Origin of the sequence: Methylorubrum sp. B1-46, from assembly GCF_021117295.1 — a bacterium.
Taxonomy (GTDB): domain Bacteria; phylum Pseudomonadota; class Alphaproteobacteria; order Rhizobiales; family Beijerinckiaceae; genus Methylobacterium.
Window position 1 is genome coordinate 11,520 of record NZ_CP088247.1, and the last position, 14,573, is coordinate 26,092.

Here is a 14,573-nt window from a genome sequence, read left to right on the forward strand (position 1 = left end):
GCAACCCGACCGGATTGGCACCTGCCCTTGGCAGCCGGTGCTGATCCGCTCTAGAGCGAAGCGCAAAGTCAATTCGCGTCGCAGCGAACCTATCCGGTCCGCCATGGACCGTTTCCGGCCAGCGCCGGATCGACCTGCGACGGAGGTTTGGGATAGAGCCTTCGGATGTTTCGCAACGATGTTCCGATCACGCCCGAGCTGGTGCGGCAGCACGGCCTGACACCCGATGAGTACGAGCGCTTCCGCGCGCTCGTCGGTCGCGAGCCGACGCTGACCGAACTCGGCATCGTTTCGGCGATGTGGAACGAGCACTGCTCCTACAAATCCTCGCGCAAGCACCTGCGCGGCCTGCCGACCTCAGGTCCCCACGTGATCCAGGGGCCGGGCGAGAATGCCGGCGTCATCGATATCGGCGACGGCCTCGCCTGCGTCTTCAAGATGGAGAGCCACAACCACCCGAGCTTCATCGAGCCCTACCAGGGTGCGGCGACCGGCGTCGGCGGCATCCTGCGCGACGTGTTCACCATGGGCGCGCGGCCGATCGCGGCGCTCAACGCCCTGCGCTTCGGTTCGCCGGACCATTCGCGCACCCGCCACCTCGTCTCCGGCGTCGTCGCGGGCGTCGGCGGCTACGGCAATTCCTTCGGCGTGCCGACGGTGGGCGGCCTCGTCGGCTTCCATAAGCGCTACGATGGCAACATCCTCGTCAACGCCATGGCGGTCGGCCTCGCCCGCACCGACGCGATCTTCTACGCGGCGGCCACGGGCGTCGGGAACCCGATCGTCTATCTCGGCTCGAAGACGGGCCGCGACGGCATCCACGGCGCGACCATGGCCTCGGCCGAGTTCGACGAGTCGAGCGAGTCGAAGCGGCCGACCGTGCAGGTCGGCGACCCCTTCGCCGAGAAGCTCCTGCTCGAAGCCTGCCTCGAACTGATGGCGTCGGGCGCCGTCATCGCGATCCAGGACATGGGCGCGGCCGGCCTGACCTGCTCGGCGGTGGAGATGGGCGCCAAGGGCGATCTCGGTGTGGAGCTGCATCTGGAGAAGGTGCCGACCCGCGAGGAGGGCATGACCCCGTATGAGATGATGCTCTCGGAGAGCCAGGAGCGCATGCTCATGGTGCTCAAGCCCGGCATGGAAGCCGAGGCGGAAGCGATCTTCGTGAAGTGGGGGCTCGACTTCGCCGTCATCGGCCACACCACCGACACGCTGCGTTTCGTCATCAAGCATAACGGCGAGACCGTCGCCGACCTGCCGATCAAGGAGCTCGGCGACGAGGCGCCGCTCTACGACCGGCCGCACATTGCCAACACGCATCAGCCGGTGATCGCCGCCGCGAGCGTCGAGGCGAGGCTGCCGAACGCGGACGCGCTCAAGCGCCTGATCGGTTCGCCGGAACTGGCTTCGAAGCGCTGGGTCTACGAGCAGTACGACCACTTCATCCTCGGCAACACCGTGCAGAAGCCCGGCGGCGACGCGGCCATCGTCCGGGTCGAGGACGGCCCGAAGGGCCTCGCGCTCACCACCGACGTGACGCCGCGCTACTGCGAGGCCGATCCGGTCGAGGGCGGCCGGCAGGCGGTCGCGGAAGCGTGGCGCAACATCACCGCCGTCGGCGGACGTCCGCTCGCCATCACCGACAACCTCAACTTCGGCAATCCGGAGAAGCCCGAGGTGATGGGCCAACTCGTCGGCTGCCTGAAGGGCATCGGCGAGGCCTGCCTTGCCCTCGACTTCCCCGTCGTGTCCGGCAACGTCTCGCTCTACAACGAGACCAACGGCGTCGGCATCCTGCCGACCCCGACCATCGGCGGCGTTGGCGTCCTGGACGACGTGGAGCAGCACGCGACGGTCGCACTCAAGCGTGAGGGGGACGTGCTGGTGCTGATCGGCCGGACCGAGGGCTGGCTCGGCCAGTCGCTCTATCTCTCGGAAATCGCCGGCCGCGAGGAAGGTGCGCCGCCCCCGGTCGATCTGGCGGTCGAGCGTCGCAACGGCGATTTCGTGCGCAGCCTGATCACCTCCGGCATCGCCGACACGGTCCACGACCTTTCCGACGGCGGCCTCGCCTTGGCGCTCGCCGAGATGGCGATGGCCGGCGGGATCGGCGCGGCGTTGCCCGCTGCGCCGGATGGCGTTCCGGCCCATGCCTACCTCTTCGGCGAAGACCAGGCCCGCTACCTGATCGCGGTGCCGGCCGAAGCGGCGGCCGACCTCCTCTACAGCGCCTCGGCGCAGGGGATCGACGCGGCGACTGTCGGTATCGTCGGCGGCGACAGCTTGGTGCTGCCGGGCGAGGAGACGATATCCGTGGCCGAGTTGAAGGCCGCGCACGAGGGCTGGTTCCCGGCCTACATGGCGAGCCAGCCGGCCGCTCCGGCGGCGTAACGAGACGAGAGCGAGCGGAGAGCCCCGATGCCCATGGATGCGCGCGAGATCGAGTCGATGATCCGCGAGGCGCTGCCCGACGCCCAAATCGAGATCAAGGATCTGGCGGGCGACGGCGACCACTACGCCGCGACCGTCATCTCCTCCGCCTTCAAGGGCAAGACCCGCGTGGCGCAGCACCAGATGGTCTACGGCGCGCTCCAGGGACGGATGGGGGGCGTGCTCCACGCCCTTGCGCTGACCACCGGGGTTCCGCAGGATTGAGCCGATCTTGAAATCGGGCGGACAGGTCTGATTTCACTCCTGACCGAGACGACGACACAACGAGGACCGTGCGATGACCGACGTCAACACCGCCATCAAGACCGAGATCGACTCCCAGGACGTGGTCGTGTTCATGAAGGGCACGCCGCAATTCCCGATGTGCGGCTTTTCCGGACAGGTCGTCCAGATCCTCAACTACCTCGGCGTGCCGTTCAAGGGTGTGAACGTGCTCGACGACATGGCGGTGCGTGAGGGCATCAAAGCCTATTCCAACTGGCCGACGATCCCGCAGATCTACGTGAAGGGCGAGTTCGTCGGCGGCTGTGACATCGCCCGCGAGATGTTCCAGTCGGGGGAACTGCAGCAGTTCCTGTCTGAGAAGGGCGTGCCGGTGAAGAGCGCCGCCTGAGCGGCGTCTCGTTCGGGAAACACTTCGCCTTCACCGGGCTTGTCTCTCGGCGGCTACGCCGGGAGATCAACATGCACGACGTCATCATCGTGGGCGGCGGCCCGGCAGGGCTCAACGCCGCCCTGATCCTCGGTCGCGCGCGCCGCAGGGTTCTGCTCTGTGATGCCGGTGAGCCGCGCAATGCCGCGACGCCACGCACCTGGGGCCTGTTCACCCGCGATGGCACCCCGCCCTTCGATCTGAGGGCGCAGGGTCGGGCCGATCTTGAGCGCTACGAGACCGTTGAGTGTCGCGAGATCGCCGTTCGCGAAGCCTCGCGCGACGAGGACGGCTTCACTATCCTCCTGGCCGACGGACGCCGCGAGCGGGCACGCCGCCTCATCCTCGCGACGGGCCTTGCGCAGGACATCCCCGAGATCGAGGGTTTCGACACCTACTGGGGCACCGGTGTCCATTCCTGCCCCTATTGCGATGGGTTCGAGGTTCGGGATCGTCCGCTCGTCGTCTTCGGCCGCGGGCATGGCGGCTGCGGACTCGCCCTCGAACTGACCGGTTGGAGCCGAGACGTCACGCTCAGCACGAATGGCGGGGACGCCGATCTCTCGGACAAGGACCGCGCCCGGCTGAACCGCAATGGCGTGCGGGTGATCGAGACGGAGATCGCGCGCCTTGAGGGGGATGGGTCGCGGCCCACTTGTCTGCGCTTTCGCGATGGCAGTTCGACGCCTTGCGCGGCGCTCTTTCTGATGCCGTTCGCCTGCAGCCCCTCCCCTCTGATTTCTCAACTCGGCTGCGAACTCGACGAGACCCGCAGCGTCGTGCCGACCCGCGAATACGAGAAGACCAACGTGCCCGGCCTCTACGTCGCGGGCGATGCCTCGCGCCGGGTGCAGTTCGCGGTGGTGGCCGCTGCGGAGGGCGCGATGGCGGCCTTCGCCATCAATGCCGAGTTCGTGGCGGAGGCGACCCGGTAAAAGGGAAAGAATCGGTCATCCAGCCGCAAAGGCGAAGGAAAGAGCGGCACGACGGCGCGTTGTTTCAAGCGCAGCCTCGTGCCCTTCCCTTTTCTGCTTCGGAGCCATGATGACCCCACCCGTCCATCTCCACACGCCGCGCGTCGCCGTTGCCTGCGGCTGCGCTCTCGGTGAGGAGGTCGTGTGGGATGCCCGCGACGGGTCGCTGCTCTGGGTCGATATCGAGAACCCGGCGGTCTGGCGGCACTGGCCCGCGACGAACGAAACCATCCGCCTGCCGCTGGATGAGAAGATCGGCTTCGCCCTCCTCACTCGGGATCCGGGCCGCGTCGTCGCCGGCTTCAAGTCCGGGGTGGCCGCCTTGCGCCTTTCGGACGGATCCCGCACGCCGCTCGTGCGCCCGGACGACTATCCGGAGAACAACCGGCTGAACAGCGGACAGGTCGGGCCGGAGGGGCGGCTCTATTTCGGAAGCATGGATGACGGAGAGGAGGCGGAGACCGGCCGCTTCCATCGCTGGAACGGGACTCGCCTCGAGACCTTCGGCGAGGCTGCGGCCGTGACCAACGGACCCATCGTCAGTCCGGATGGCCGCCGCCTCTACACGATCGACACGGCCCACGGCATCGTGCGGGTTCACGACCTCGAAGAGGATCGGATCGGCGAAGGCCGCCCCCTCCTCCGATTTGAGGACGGCTGGGGCAAGCCGGACGGCCTGACGCTCGACGCCGACGGCCACCTTTGGATCTGCCATTACGGCGCCGGACGCATCACCCGCTTCACGCCGGACGGACGGGTTGCCTACGTCGTGCCGCTGCCCACGCCGCTCGTGACGAAGTGTACATTCGGAGGAGACGACCTCTCGACACTCTACGTGACGACCTGTCTACGCGGCCGCGATCCGAAGCTCGATCCAATGGCCGGCCATCTCTATCGAGTCGAGACGGAATTCCGCGGGCTCCGGCCAAACCTTCTGGAACTGCCGCAGACATGAGCTGTACAACTCTTGCGACGCTCGCGTGCGGCTTCGCACCGCAATAGCATCCGTTGCGGCGCAAATATGAAAGCGCGGTTAAAGCGTAAGAACTGGCGGAACTTATCCCCAATTCGTCAGTTTTTCGTGAACGGTCGAGCTTTCGCTCGTAAACCGCATTCCCTCATCGAGGGCGAGAGCGGATCATGCCAGTCTTCGATGCGAGGAATCTGACGGAGCATTGTAAAGGCGAGGCGCTTCTCGCAATGATGCTCCACGCGACGCCGAAGGCGCGCGAGGAGGCCCGCGAACGTGGCCGGATGCGCTTGGAGCGGGGGACGATGCTGGCCGAAGCGGCTCCGGACCTGCCGGGTGCGCCCCTCGCTGCACTTCGGCCCACCGAAGTCGCGCCAGTGACCTGACGTATTACCTTTCCGCTGCGGGCAGGATCCTACCAAGCCTGGGGCGTGATGATGCCTTGGCGTGTGACCACGACCCATTGCCGGCCACGACGTTCGATCGCCTCGACCCGGCCGATGCCCGGCACGGCGTCGCCTCGCCCGACTTCGACGAGCCGTCGCCGCCGATCTTCGAGGATCGCGACGCCATCGTAGACGTCGCGCAGGGCCCAACTTTCCAAGGTCTCGGTCTTCAGCTTGTCCGGGAGGCTGCCGGTCTGCGTCGGCTCCGGGGTGCGCGACTCGGCCTTCGCCTCGGATTTCACCTCGGGCTTGGGCGAAATGGGGATTGCCGCAGCCTGAGACTTCTTCTCAAGCCCCGCGATCATTCCGGAGAGGCGCTCGGTCTGCTCGCGTTCGCCACGGCTCATTGTCTCAGACAGGCTTACCAACCGCTTGTCGAGCGCCTGCTCGCTGCGGGCCACCCGCTCGCCGAGGCTGGCGGCTAGCGCCTTGGTCTCACCGCGAGCGGCCTCGCCAGCCTCGCGCAAGGCCGTGGCGATGCGAGCCAGCCGGTCCACCTCCTGCGCGAGCCGAGCCGATTCGACGCGTCCCGCGGCCAGCTCGCTCCGGATTTGCGCGATTCCATCGTGGGACTGCCCTTGCGGTGCGGCGACAAGGCCGAGGGCAAGGCCGCCGATCAGGGCCGCCGTGCTCGCTGCAGCGAGGCGACCATGGGCACCGAGGCGGAAGCTCTTGCGCGCGGGCAGCGCGGCAGGCGCCGCCTTCGCGCCGGCCACCGCCTGCTTCAGCAACTCTTCGGGCGAGATCCTGCCGGTCGGCACTTTTGCCTCGCTCTTGCCCGCTTGGACCGTCTCCGACATGGCACAGGCTTCCTGCTGACGAGGTCGGCAGACCTCGAACGATGAACGACGCGACGCGTCGTTCGGACGCTGCCGGCCTCAATTCGACGTCGCGCCCGATCGTGTTCGTTGCGGCGGAAGTCAGCCGAAAGACATGGCACCGGGCGTTCAAGCATTTTGTTAAGGATGTTTGTTTACTGAAAGGTTACCAGCCGAAGGCGGACCCGCTCCCGAGTCTCGGGCCGCAAGACCTGCGCCGACTCGTTCCGAAGGTTGGAGTTTTGGTGCACTCAGCGTTCTTTCAATTCAGAGCCAAGCTCATCCTTGGCGCTGTCTGTACTGCGATCCGCCGCAACTTGAGCATCACCTGCGCTGCTCTCACCGTCAGACCTCGCTTCATCACCAACGGCGTCGATCTCGTCTGATCCGCCCAATCATCCCGGTCAAAGCCAGGCGGATAGGTCGCGTCTCAATCACGCGATTGCTGTGCAGTGAAAGTGGAAAAAACAAGCGGTTGTTGATGGCCTCCTGGCTATACAAGCTTTCTTAACGGGGGCACGGAATTCTCGGGCGACGAAGAGGATCGCCCCCGATGCGTAAAATTGTTTCGATCATTATCGGCTGCACCGCTCTGGCACAGATGTCCGGGCTTGCTCAGGCACAGGAACTTCCCAGCCTGCTGACACAGGCTGAGGCGACAATGCAGGACATCGAGAACAGCGCCCTGCGAAACACGATGAACCGCGTCGCCTCGAGCGCCGATGCCGCGCCGAACTCAGGCCAAGGAAACGTCTTCTACGGAGTGCAGGATGGCATGTATAACCGGATCGACGCGACGCAGACCGGCATCGGCAACGTTATCCGCATCTCGCAAAGCGGGATGTCCAACAACGCCGTCATCACGCAATCCGGGTCGTACAACCAGATCACCCTGCGACAGGGCCGCTGAGGCGGGTGCGGTCGCGCGGTCGCATCTGACGCGACCGCGCCCGCAACATCCCTTCACGATGACGCTCTCGGGCCGATCGCGCTCGTGATCAATATCGGCTGAAGTTGAGACATTGTGCGGCCGAGTTCAGTAGGGCCGCACAGGGACTGCTCGCACCCGCCGACCGCAGAAGGCCTCCGGCCGCGGCACGAAGTTGCGCGGTCGTCAGCGGTGCGGCGGTGCCGTCCGCCGGCTTCGTCATCCGCTTCGCGTCAGCCCCCGTCTCACGACGATCCGATACCCGGATACGGGTGGCGTCAGACGCGACGCTGAACAAGGGCATCGGCGGCGCGAGGGATGCGAGTTGAAGTGGCCAGACTGGACCAGTCGGACGATAGGCCGATGTCCAGCTCGGCGTATTCACGCCGGTGATGTTGGCGACGTAATCTACCGTTTCCTTCGGCAGCTCCAAGCGCCCGACCAGCCAGGCATCGACCCGGCCGGGCCCTGCATTGTAGGCGGCAGCGGCCAGAGCCCAGTTTCCGTAGCGCTGGCGCAGATCGCGCAGAAGTTCGGCCGCCTTCGGAATGGCTTGCACGGGATCGAACGGATCGGCCAGACCGCGCTCGGCCGCCGTCGCCGGCATGAATTGCGCAATGCCGAGGGCGCCCTTCGGGCTCACCGCCATCGGGTTCAAACCGCTTTCGCGCTTCAACAATTTCAGGAGAAAATCGGACGGCACACCGGTGCTGGCGGCCGCCTGAGCGATCAGCGCCGCGATCGCGGAGACCGGCGCTCCCGGCGCGATCTTCTCGACGATGGCGATCATGCCCGCGCTCTGCGGTTCACTCGACGCATCGGTCTGCGCTGGTGCGGTCAGATCCAGCACGGCGACGCGCGCGCGAACATCGGCCTGCGAGGGGAAGGCGACCAAAGCGGCCGCTACCAGAGCCGGCGCCATCCGAGGGAGCAGGCCGCGCATCGACTTAGTTCTTCGCGACCACGACGGCTTCTTGGACCACCTCGGTGGTCGGACTCACCGGTGGGAGCGGCTTGTCCCGCTCGATATATTCCTGAAGCAGGCGCTGCCCGATCGCCGGATCGCGGAACTTCCAAAGCCCCTTGCGAGCCCCTTCCATGAGCGTCGAGTAGACGGCGAGTTCGATCGACTCGCGCACGGCGAACTGGGTCGGCTCGTTGCGCGTCACACCCGCATCGAACTCGAACAGCTTGTTCACCGCGACGTAGCGGAACGTGTTCGTGGCGAGACCGATCGAGTAGATCGTTTTCGTCGTCGTGACGCTGGTGAGCACCTCGCCCGACTGGACGGACACGATGCGCATGCCGACTGTCACGACGTCGCGCCGGTAGCGGATGTCGCCGCCGATGCCGAGATAGCGGGCGCCGATGCCCCCGGTCACGAAGTTGGCGTCGTAGGCGAGGATGCCGCCTTCGACCAGCAGGCCGGCGAAGCGGATCGGCGGCAGGGGCTTGGCCTGGTCCTGGTCGAACTCCTGGCGCGTGGCGCGGATGAGCTGTCGCTCCTGCAGGATGTTGGCGAGGCTGCCCCGCTCGACCACCCGGAACCAGCGGCCACCACCCGTGCGACGCAGGGCATCCACGAGGAAGGCGGCGCCGCCCTGCGTCACGGCCCGCGAGAACTCGGCGAAGTTGTCGCTCGGTTTGTTCTGGCCGGTGAGATCGGGGAAGCTGTAGACGGCGAGGTCCACAGCCTTCGCCGGTGGGGGAAGCAGTTCGAGATTCAGGCCGGTCGGCGATGTCTCGGTCACAGTCGGCGCCTCGTTGAGCGGTTCACGCTCGCCGATGGCGACGCACCCGCCCAAGCCGAGCGCCGCGCAGATGAGACCACCGACGACAAGGCGCCGGATCGAGAGATTTTCAGCCCACATAAGGATCTACAATCCCGACCATGACCGGGCTGCTTGGCACAGCCTTCGGATTATCGTGACACGACCACCGCATCCATTCCGTCCGAGCTGGCCTCGGCGCAGTCATGAACCCGATGATGGAAGGCTTGCCGAGTCTCAGGGACCGGCAGGAACCACCACGGTGTTAGTCGTTTGACCATCGAAGATCTGGATACGGATGTTTGCCCCTTCGCGAGCGAAGTTGATCGTCGTACCCTGAAACTCGAACGTGCCATTCGGCTGAGCGTTTTCGCCGAAGATCGCTCGTGTGATCTGGTTTGCAAGCGAGCTGAACAGCTGCGATTGCAACTGTTGGGCAAAGATCTGACCCTGCGTCAGTGATAGGCCGTTACGGCCGCCCTGGGTGCTGAACAGCTGATTGAGACGCTGCTCACGGGCCTGCGGGATATTCTGAGCGGTCGCCTCGCTCTGTAGCCAGCCGCCGTTGAGCGGGCTTCCACCGAAAGCCGGGTTCACCGGCTGGTAGATGAGGTTGCCGGCAAGGACCGGACCAGCCGAGAGGGCCAGCAGAGCAACCGCCGCCAGGAAACGCGTCTTCATGGATGCAGTCTCACTTTCTGGAGCGTCCTGGACCGCGCCTCAGCGGGCGCGGACTTGCTGGACGCTGATGTTCTTGGGAACACCGACTTGGGTCACGTCGGCGGAAAGGCCGTTGCCGAACTGGTTCACGACGACGTTGGCTGCGCCCGGAACGGAACCGGTCAAGCTGTTGCCGTTGCCATCCTGCCGCAGTTGGAGGTTCGCGCCCCCAGGCGAGTTCACGCTCAGGTCCGCCTGATTGCTGATTCCGGTCTGCTGCAGATCGAAGCGGATGCTGGACCCGACCAGCACACCCTGCCCGACATTGTTCGAGCCCTGCTGGGTGATCGCCGCGGTGTTGCCGTCACCGAAGATCTGGATCGCGGCCGCGTTGCCCTTCCCGACTTGGGTGATGTCGGTCCGGTTCGCACTACCGACCTGCAGGTTTGACGCGACCAGACCGCCGGCGCCGCCGGCACTGCCGTTGAGACCGAGGATCCGGATCGGAAGGGAGACCGACCCGATGGTCGCGTATTCGAAAGCCACGTCGGTCGGAAGAGGTTGTCCGTTCGACTGCTGAGCTGATGCAACCGCCGAAAACGAGATGAGGAGTCCAAACGCCATAAGACAAGCGGCCGAATGACGGAGCGGCATTCTATGGATGATCTTCGTCATGTCGATGCTTCGCCCAATTCTGCTCTGCGCTGTCCCAGTGTCCATTCAGTGATACTGAGTTGTATCGCCGCTTAATTTTTTGATAACTTGCTTGAATAAGAACAAATTACCGCGAGCATTGCCGTCTCTTTGTTACATTTGTATTGTGCCACGGATAGAGTGGAGTCAACGCGGAACCGGTCTTGCCGAGGCCGCCCTGACCGTTCCGGCGAACGGGCGTGACCCGGGCGCCACAGCGGCCCAGGCAGCCTGGACGGCGCCGCGCCTCTCAATGGCTCCGCCTCGGTCGGTGCCCGGGAGTCCGGTCAGAGAGGATCCGAGGCATTCGGTCCCTCATGCTCACAGCTATATTCGGCGCCACCGGCATGGATGACTAGGCGAGCCTGGTAGTGGCCTTCAGGTTCGATCGACAGGCGTGGTCCCGGAATTCGCGAGGGGGACCCCGGAGCGAGGGCAAGGTCGGATTGCTGGCTCACCTGAGCGTTGCCGGACGATCCCCGCTTCGAAACCAGCAGGCGGTAGCTCCCCGATTGCGCCGTGGCCGAGCGGATCTCCGCTTCGATCCGAATCTGTGAGCCCTGGCGCTGCTCGGACAGGGTGCAGGTGATAGGCGGAGGTGGAAGGTCGCCGTGCATGGTTGTTCCGCACTTCGCTAGGACGCTGGAACCAAGGCCCGATCTCGGAGGGTGCTGCGTGCCCGGAAAAAGTTCGAACCAGCCGGCTCCAGCGCGCGGCGGTCGAAGGCATTCGTTGGGAGAGCTGTTGGATGCGTCTTTTCCAGCAGACCGAATTCCCGTGATCGACCGAAGGTCATGATCAAAAGGGAAGAGCCACCGGCCTGACGCGGCAGGTCGATGGCTTTTTTCAATCGACGAACGTGACACCATTTCTATTCGGAAGTCACGCTCGCACTCGTTTTCGGTGGATTACTTGCCGTGCTGAACGATCGTCGCGCTGTTGTTGTTGCCGTACTGGGCGCTCACGATGGTGCTGTTGGTGTTGTTGGCCTGCGAGGCCACGAGCGTGTTGGAGCCGCCGAACTGGAAGCCCGTGATCGTGCTCGCAGACGAGTTATCCTGCGAGAGATTGGCGTAGTTCTGAGCGCCAGACTGGAGCAGGTAGATGGCTGAGCCATTCGAGTTGTTCTGAGAGATGTCGGCGCTGTTGGACCATCCGTACTGCACCGTGGCAATCCGGGAATTATTCGAGTTGGTCTGCGCCGCGATCAAGAAGTTGTCGAGGCCGTACTGTTCCACGAAGATGTCACTGTTTTTCGAACCGCTCTGCAGAGTAGCGGCCACGTTGAAAATGCCGGCCTGCGCGATATTCGTCGAGGAATTCGTGTTGCCGGTCTGCCCGACCTCCGCGTAGTTGGCGGATCCCCACTGAATGACGTTGGCGTGCGTGCCCGTCGACTTTTCCTGCACCGCATGCGCCGTGTTGAACTCGCCGGCCTGGCCGACATACAGAGTCGAACCGGAAACATTCGACTGCGAGGCGTATGCTTCGTTGGTGGTCAGAGACTGATCGATGACAATCTTGGAGTTGTTGCGGGTGTTAGCGGCCTGCGTCGCGACAGCGATCTGGCTCTCACCGGTCTGCTTGACCTCGATCTGCGAGTTATGGGTGTGGTCCTGCCCCGTGACAGCGACGTGGCCAGCATCTCTCGCAGCGTTGCGTGCGCTCTCCTGGTCCACCGTCGTGACGGAGTTGGTGCTGTCGGCTTGTCCGCTGGAGGCGTAGTTGTAGCGACCCTCCTGCGTCAATTCGATCACGTTGCTGCGGCCTGCGGTCTGATCGGCCTCGAACGTGTTCCTGCGACCGTCCTGAAGAGCATTGATGGAATTGGCTTTGCCGGACTGCGTCAGGTCGAGCTTGTTGCTGTTGCCCCGCTGCTCGGTGATGGCCTCATTGAAGCTGGCGGCGAGGGCAGGCGCGCCAACGAGGAGCGCAAGCGTGCTGATCGTGGCGACGGTGAAGAGCTTCATGACTGGTCCCCTGTAAGTTGATTTCTGTCATTCGGCAGTCGCCTCGCCGAATTTTACCGACTGTTGACCAGTCTGGCGGGTGAGGCGGCGGCTTCGTGCAGTCGTTAACGAGGTCTTAAATACGAGGGGCCGCCGAAACCCGCATCATCCATTCGAATGATAAGATGCCGTTTTGGATGGAAAGGGTCTGTTTAGGTTAACTCGTTGGCAAATTCTGCGAAGATTTCGTTGAAGTGTTTCGGAAGTGATTACGGCCTCCGGAAAGGACTGATAAAAATACCAATTCTCGAATTTTTGACATTCGCCATTTGAGGTGATGGATAGTCCGGCCTTGGGTTAATTAAAGCCTTGCCCGAAATATTCTGAAATGTTTTGTGGCAGTCGCGCGCGGCTTTATTGATCTGGAGCCGGTCTATCGCGGATCACGCGAGGGGCATCGAATAATACGGTGGTTTGGCGGCGACATCGCAGCCCTATGCCAAAACAGAAGTCGGTCATGCTGGGGCGTGCGTAGTTTGACGTTGTGCGAAACGCCACCACGTCGGTACTCGCGGGCAGTGACCCGAAAGCATCACTGATTTTATATCGTTAATGTCATCCGAGACGCCACTTGTAGATTCATGAAGTGCCCGTTTACTCGGAAGAGTCAGCCGCAAGGCGACCCGTATGATGGTAATCAATTTGAAGATTTCTGAATATGCCGGACAAATATGCCCTGCTTAACGTGCTCGACAAGGTCGGTTCAGCAGCGGTATTGATCAATTGCCGCGCAAGGACAACGGATTGCAACCAGCTTGCGAAGCGGATTCTTTCGAACGATGCTGCCGATACAACGTTGCCGGACGCTGAGCCGTTTACGGGCCGGATGATCAACAGTGCGCTGACGGAGCCGTTCGGAACCGTCGAGCTCGAGCGGCCACGCAACGATCAGCGGCTGGTTTTCCAGGCGATGGACATCACAGCGATGGGAGAAGCGCACCGCCTGCTGATCCTGATCGATCTCGCCGTTCGCGCCCAGGTCTGCGCCCCGGTGCTGGAAAAGATTTTCGGCCTCACGGCCGCCGAGGGACGCCTTGCGGCGGAGATCAGCCGGGGTGTGCCGCTGGCCACGATCGCACAGAGCCGCAAAGTCAGCATCGCTACGCTCCGCACACAGCTTGCCTCGATCTTCGCCAAGACGGGAACGTCGCGTCAGCCTGAATTGGTCGCGCTACTTGCCCGAGTCTGCCAGTTCTCGCCAATCTCAGATCCGGCATATTGACGGACGGGCGCTCTTCGATTGTCGATTGCGCGGTGCAGCTCGTTTTCTTGTCCTGGATCGGTCGGTCAGGCCGGGGGCGTATGATTGGCGGAATGTGTCCGCGATCGACAACCCGCCACCTGACCTGACGGTGCGCCGCTCAGAATTTCATGAGTGCGCGTCCTCGATTTACATTTCGGCAACAGCCACGGGCAATGATCAGTCCGGCACCGAGAAAGTCGCGGTGCGCGAGCGATCGATAGTGGTTGAGGCCGAAAAAGGCGTTTATGGGTCGGCAGGTCTGCTGCCGATCGGTGCGGCCGGGCGCCGGCGTGCTCGCGCGGGTAAGGGAGAGTTCGACGGATGACACGGATCGTGGCTGGGCGGGAGACAAGTCGGGCCTTGTCCTCGTCTGGATGGACGCGCACCCTGGCCTGCATCGGTTGGATCGGATTGGGCCTGTCCGCAGCCTCGGCTCAGGATGCGAAGCCCGATCCCAAGCCGGGTCCGGCCGAAAGCGCCAAGGCCGGGTGTGATGCATCCTGCGCGCGCCAGGCAATCCCTGCGGCCGTCCAGGCCTGTGTGCCGGCAATCGAGCGTCAGGCACCGTCCGACTTCGAGTGGATGAACCGGCCGACGGGAAGCATTTTCCAGGAAGCCGAGCCTCCGGCTGGAGCCGATACCGTGGTGAAGTTCCGCGGTGACTCCGTCCGGTTCCTCAATCCGCAGGGCCAGTGGGTGCGCATCACCTACGAGTGCGACTACGATACGGCCGGCCGATCGGTTCGTGGCGTAAAAGTGCGCGTCGGACGGATCGACGGCAAGGGGGCGAACACGAGCGCGGCCGCGCTTCCCGCCGGCTCGGGTAGTGCTGCGGGACGCGGCCAGGCTGCTCCGGCGCCGCCTCAGGTGCAGGTGAAGCGGCCACGACCAAGCGAGCCGAGCGAGGTCGAGATCCGCCAGGTCGCCCCGTCGGCGGGCCGCTGAAGGCAGCTCCGTCGG

General features: G+C 64.1%; 18 protein-coding genes. 11 read left to right on the forward strand and 7 right to left on the reverse strand.

Annotated elements, in window-relative coordinates:
• Positions 1–165 precede the first annotated feature (165 nt).
• The 6 genes from purL to LPC10_RS00075 all read left to right on the forward strand — a co-directional run bounded on the left by purL (position 166) and on the right by LPC10_RS00075 (position 5,433).
• Positions 166–2,391 carry a phosphoribosylformylglycinamidine synthase subunit PurL gene (gene purL, locus LPC10_RS00050; RefSeq protein ID WP_231344951.1) on the forward strand — a complete coding sequence of 742 codons (2,226 nt, stop codon included), beginning with the start codon at positions 166–168 and terminating at the stop codon, positions 2,389–2,391.
• 27 nt (positions 2,392–2,418) lie between these two features.
• Positions 2,419–2,655 (forward strand): BolA family protein, encoded by a 237-nt coding sequence (locus LPC10_RS00055; protein ID WP_108938254.1) that lies wholly within the window; start codon positions 2,419–2,421, stop codon positions 2,653–2,655.
• Positions 2,656–2,728: 73 nt separating this feature from the next.
• Positions 2,729–3,064 (forward strand): Grx4 family monothiol glutaredoxin, encoded by a 336-nt coding sequence (gene grxD / locus LPC10_RS00060; protein WP_108938255.1) that lies wholly within the window; start codon positions 2,729–2,731, stop codon positions 3,062–3,064.
• A 71-nt stretch (positions 3,065–3,135) separates the two neighbouring features.
• Positions 3,136–4,038, forward strand: coding sequence for an NAD(P)/FAD-dependent oxidoreductase (locus LPC10_RS00065; RefSeq protein WP_231344953.1), 903 nt, complete (start codon positions 3,136–3,138; stop codon positions 4,036–4,038).
• Positions 4,039–4,147: 109 nt separating this feature from the next.
• Positions 4,148–5,032 carry an SMP-30/gluconolactonase/LRE family protein gene (locus LPC10_RS00070; RefSeq protein ID WP_231344955.1) on the forward strand — a complete coding sequence of 295 codons (885 nt, stop codon included), beginning with the start codon at positions 4,148–4,150 and terminating at the stop codon, positions 5,030–5,032.
• Between the two features lie 185 nt (positions 5,033–5,217).
• Complete coding sequence (locus LPC10_RS00075; RefSeq protein ID WP_231344957.1) at positions 5,218–5,433, forward strand: hypothetical protein; 216 nt, start codon at positions 5,218–5,220, stop codon at positions 5,431–5,433.
• A 29-nt stretch (positions 5,434–5,462) separates the two neighbouring features.
• Here the strand turns inward: LPC10_RS00075 and LPC10_RS00080 are convergent, their stop codons facing one another.
• On the reverse strand, positions 5,463–6,293 hold the full coding sequence (locus LPC10_RS00080; RefSeq protein WP_231344958.1) for a hypothetical protein: 831 nt from the start codon (positions 6,291–6,293) through the stop codon (positions 5,463–5,465).
• A gap of 41 nt (positions 6,294–6,334) precedes the next feature.
• On the opposite strand from LPC10_RS00080, the gene LPC10_RS00085 reads away from it, so the two are divergent.
• Both LPC10_RS00085 and LPC10_RS00090 read left to right on the forward strand, forming a co-directional pair.
• A complete protein-coding gene (locus LPC10_RS00085) occupies positions 6,335–6,697 on the forward strand; it encodes a hypothetical protein (protein WP_231344959.1) in 363 nt (120 codons plus the stop codon).
• Positions 6,698–6,864: 167 nt separating this feature from the next.
• Positions 6,865–7,221, forward strand: coding sequence for a curlin repeat-containing protein (locus tag LPC10_RS00090; RefSeq protein ID WP_231344960.1), 357 nt, complete (start codon positions 6,865–6,867; stop codon positions 7,219–7,221).
• Between the two features lie 88 nt (positions 7,222–7,309).
• Here LPC10_RS00090 and LPC10_RS00095 read toward each other — a convergent pair whose 3' ends face one another.
• The 6 genes from LPC10_RS00095 to LPC10_RS00115 all read right to left on the reverse strand — a co-directional run bounded on the left by LPC10_RS00095 (position 7,310) and on the right by LPC10_RS00115 (position 12,331).
• Positions 7,310–8,182: a lytic transglycosylase domain-containing protein gene (locus LPC10_RS00095; protein ID WP_231344961.1), complete on the reverse strand. Its 873-nt coding sequence runs from the start codon at positions 8,180–8,182 to the stop codon at positions 7,310–7,312.
• 4 nt (positions 8,183–8,186) lie between these two features.
• A complete protein-coding gene (locus tag LPC10_RS00100) occupies positions 8,187–9,110 on the reverse strand; it encodes a CsgG/HfaB family protein (RefSeq protein WP_231344962.1) in 924 nt (307 codons plus the stop codon).
• Positions 9,111–9,245: 135 nt separating this feature from the next.
• Positions 9,246–9,689, reverse strand: a complete 444-nt coding sequence (locus LPC10_RS00105) for a curli assembly protein CsgF (RefSeq protein ID WP_231344963.1) — start codon at positions 9,687–9,689, stop codon at positions 9,246–9,248.
• A gap of 39 nt (positions 9,690–9,728) precedes the next feature.
• Positions 9,729–10,343 carry a hypothetical protein gene (locus LPC10_RS00110; protein ID WP_231344964.1) on the reverse strand — a complete coding sequence of 205 codons (615 nt, stop codon included), beginning with the start codon at positions 10,341–10,343 and terminating at the stop codon, positions 9,729–9,731.
• A 305-nt stretch (positions 10,344–10,648) separates the two neighbouring features.
• Positions 10,649–11,230: a curli-like amyloid fiber formation chaperone CsgH gene (gene csgH / locus LPC10_RS25605; RefSeq protein WP_370644615.1), complete on the reverse strand. Its 582-nt coding sequence runs from the start codon at positions 11,228–11,230 to the stop codon at positions 10,649–10,651.
• A gap of 39 nt (positions 11,231–11,269) precedes the next feature.
• Positions 11,270–12,331, reverse strand: a complete 1,062-nt coding sequence (locus LPC10_RS00115) for a hypothetical protein (RefSeq protein WP_231344965.1) — start codon at positions 12,329–12,331, stop codon at positions 11,270–11,272.
• 697 nt (positions 12,332–13,028) lie between these two features.
• Here LPC10_RS00115 and LPC10_RS00120 point away from each other — a divergent pair.
• From LPC10_RS00120 to LPC10_RS00130, 3 genes are all read left to right on the forward strand, one after another.
• On the forward strand, positions 13,029–13,592 hold the full coding sequence (locus LPC10_RS00120; RefSeq protein ID WP_231344967.1) for a helix-turn-helix transcriptional regulator: 564 nt from the start codon (positions 13,029–13,031) through the stop codon (positions 13,590–13,592).
• Positions 13,593–13,686: 94 nt separating this feature from the next.
• Positions 13,687–13,938 carry a hypothetical protein gene (locus LPC10_RS00125; protein ID WP_231344968.1) on the forward strand — a complete coding sequence of 84 codons (252 nt, stop codon included), beginning with the start codon at positions 13,687–13,689 and terminating at the stop codon, positions 13,936–13,938.
• Positions 13,935–14,558 (forward strand): hypothetical protein, encoded by a 624-nt coding sequence (locus LPC10_RS00130; RefSeq protein WP_231344969.1) that lies wholly within the window; start codon positions 13,935–13,937, stop codon positions 14,556–14,558. The genes LPC10_RS00125 and LPC10_RS00130 overlap by 4 nt, the downstream gene beginning before the upstream one ends.
• Positions 14,559–14,573 lie beyond the last annotated feature (15 nt).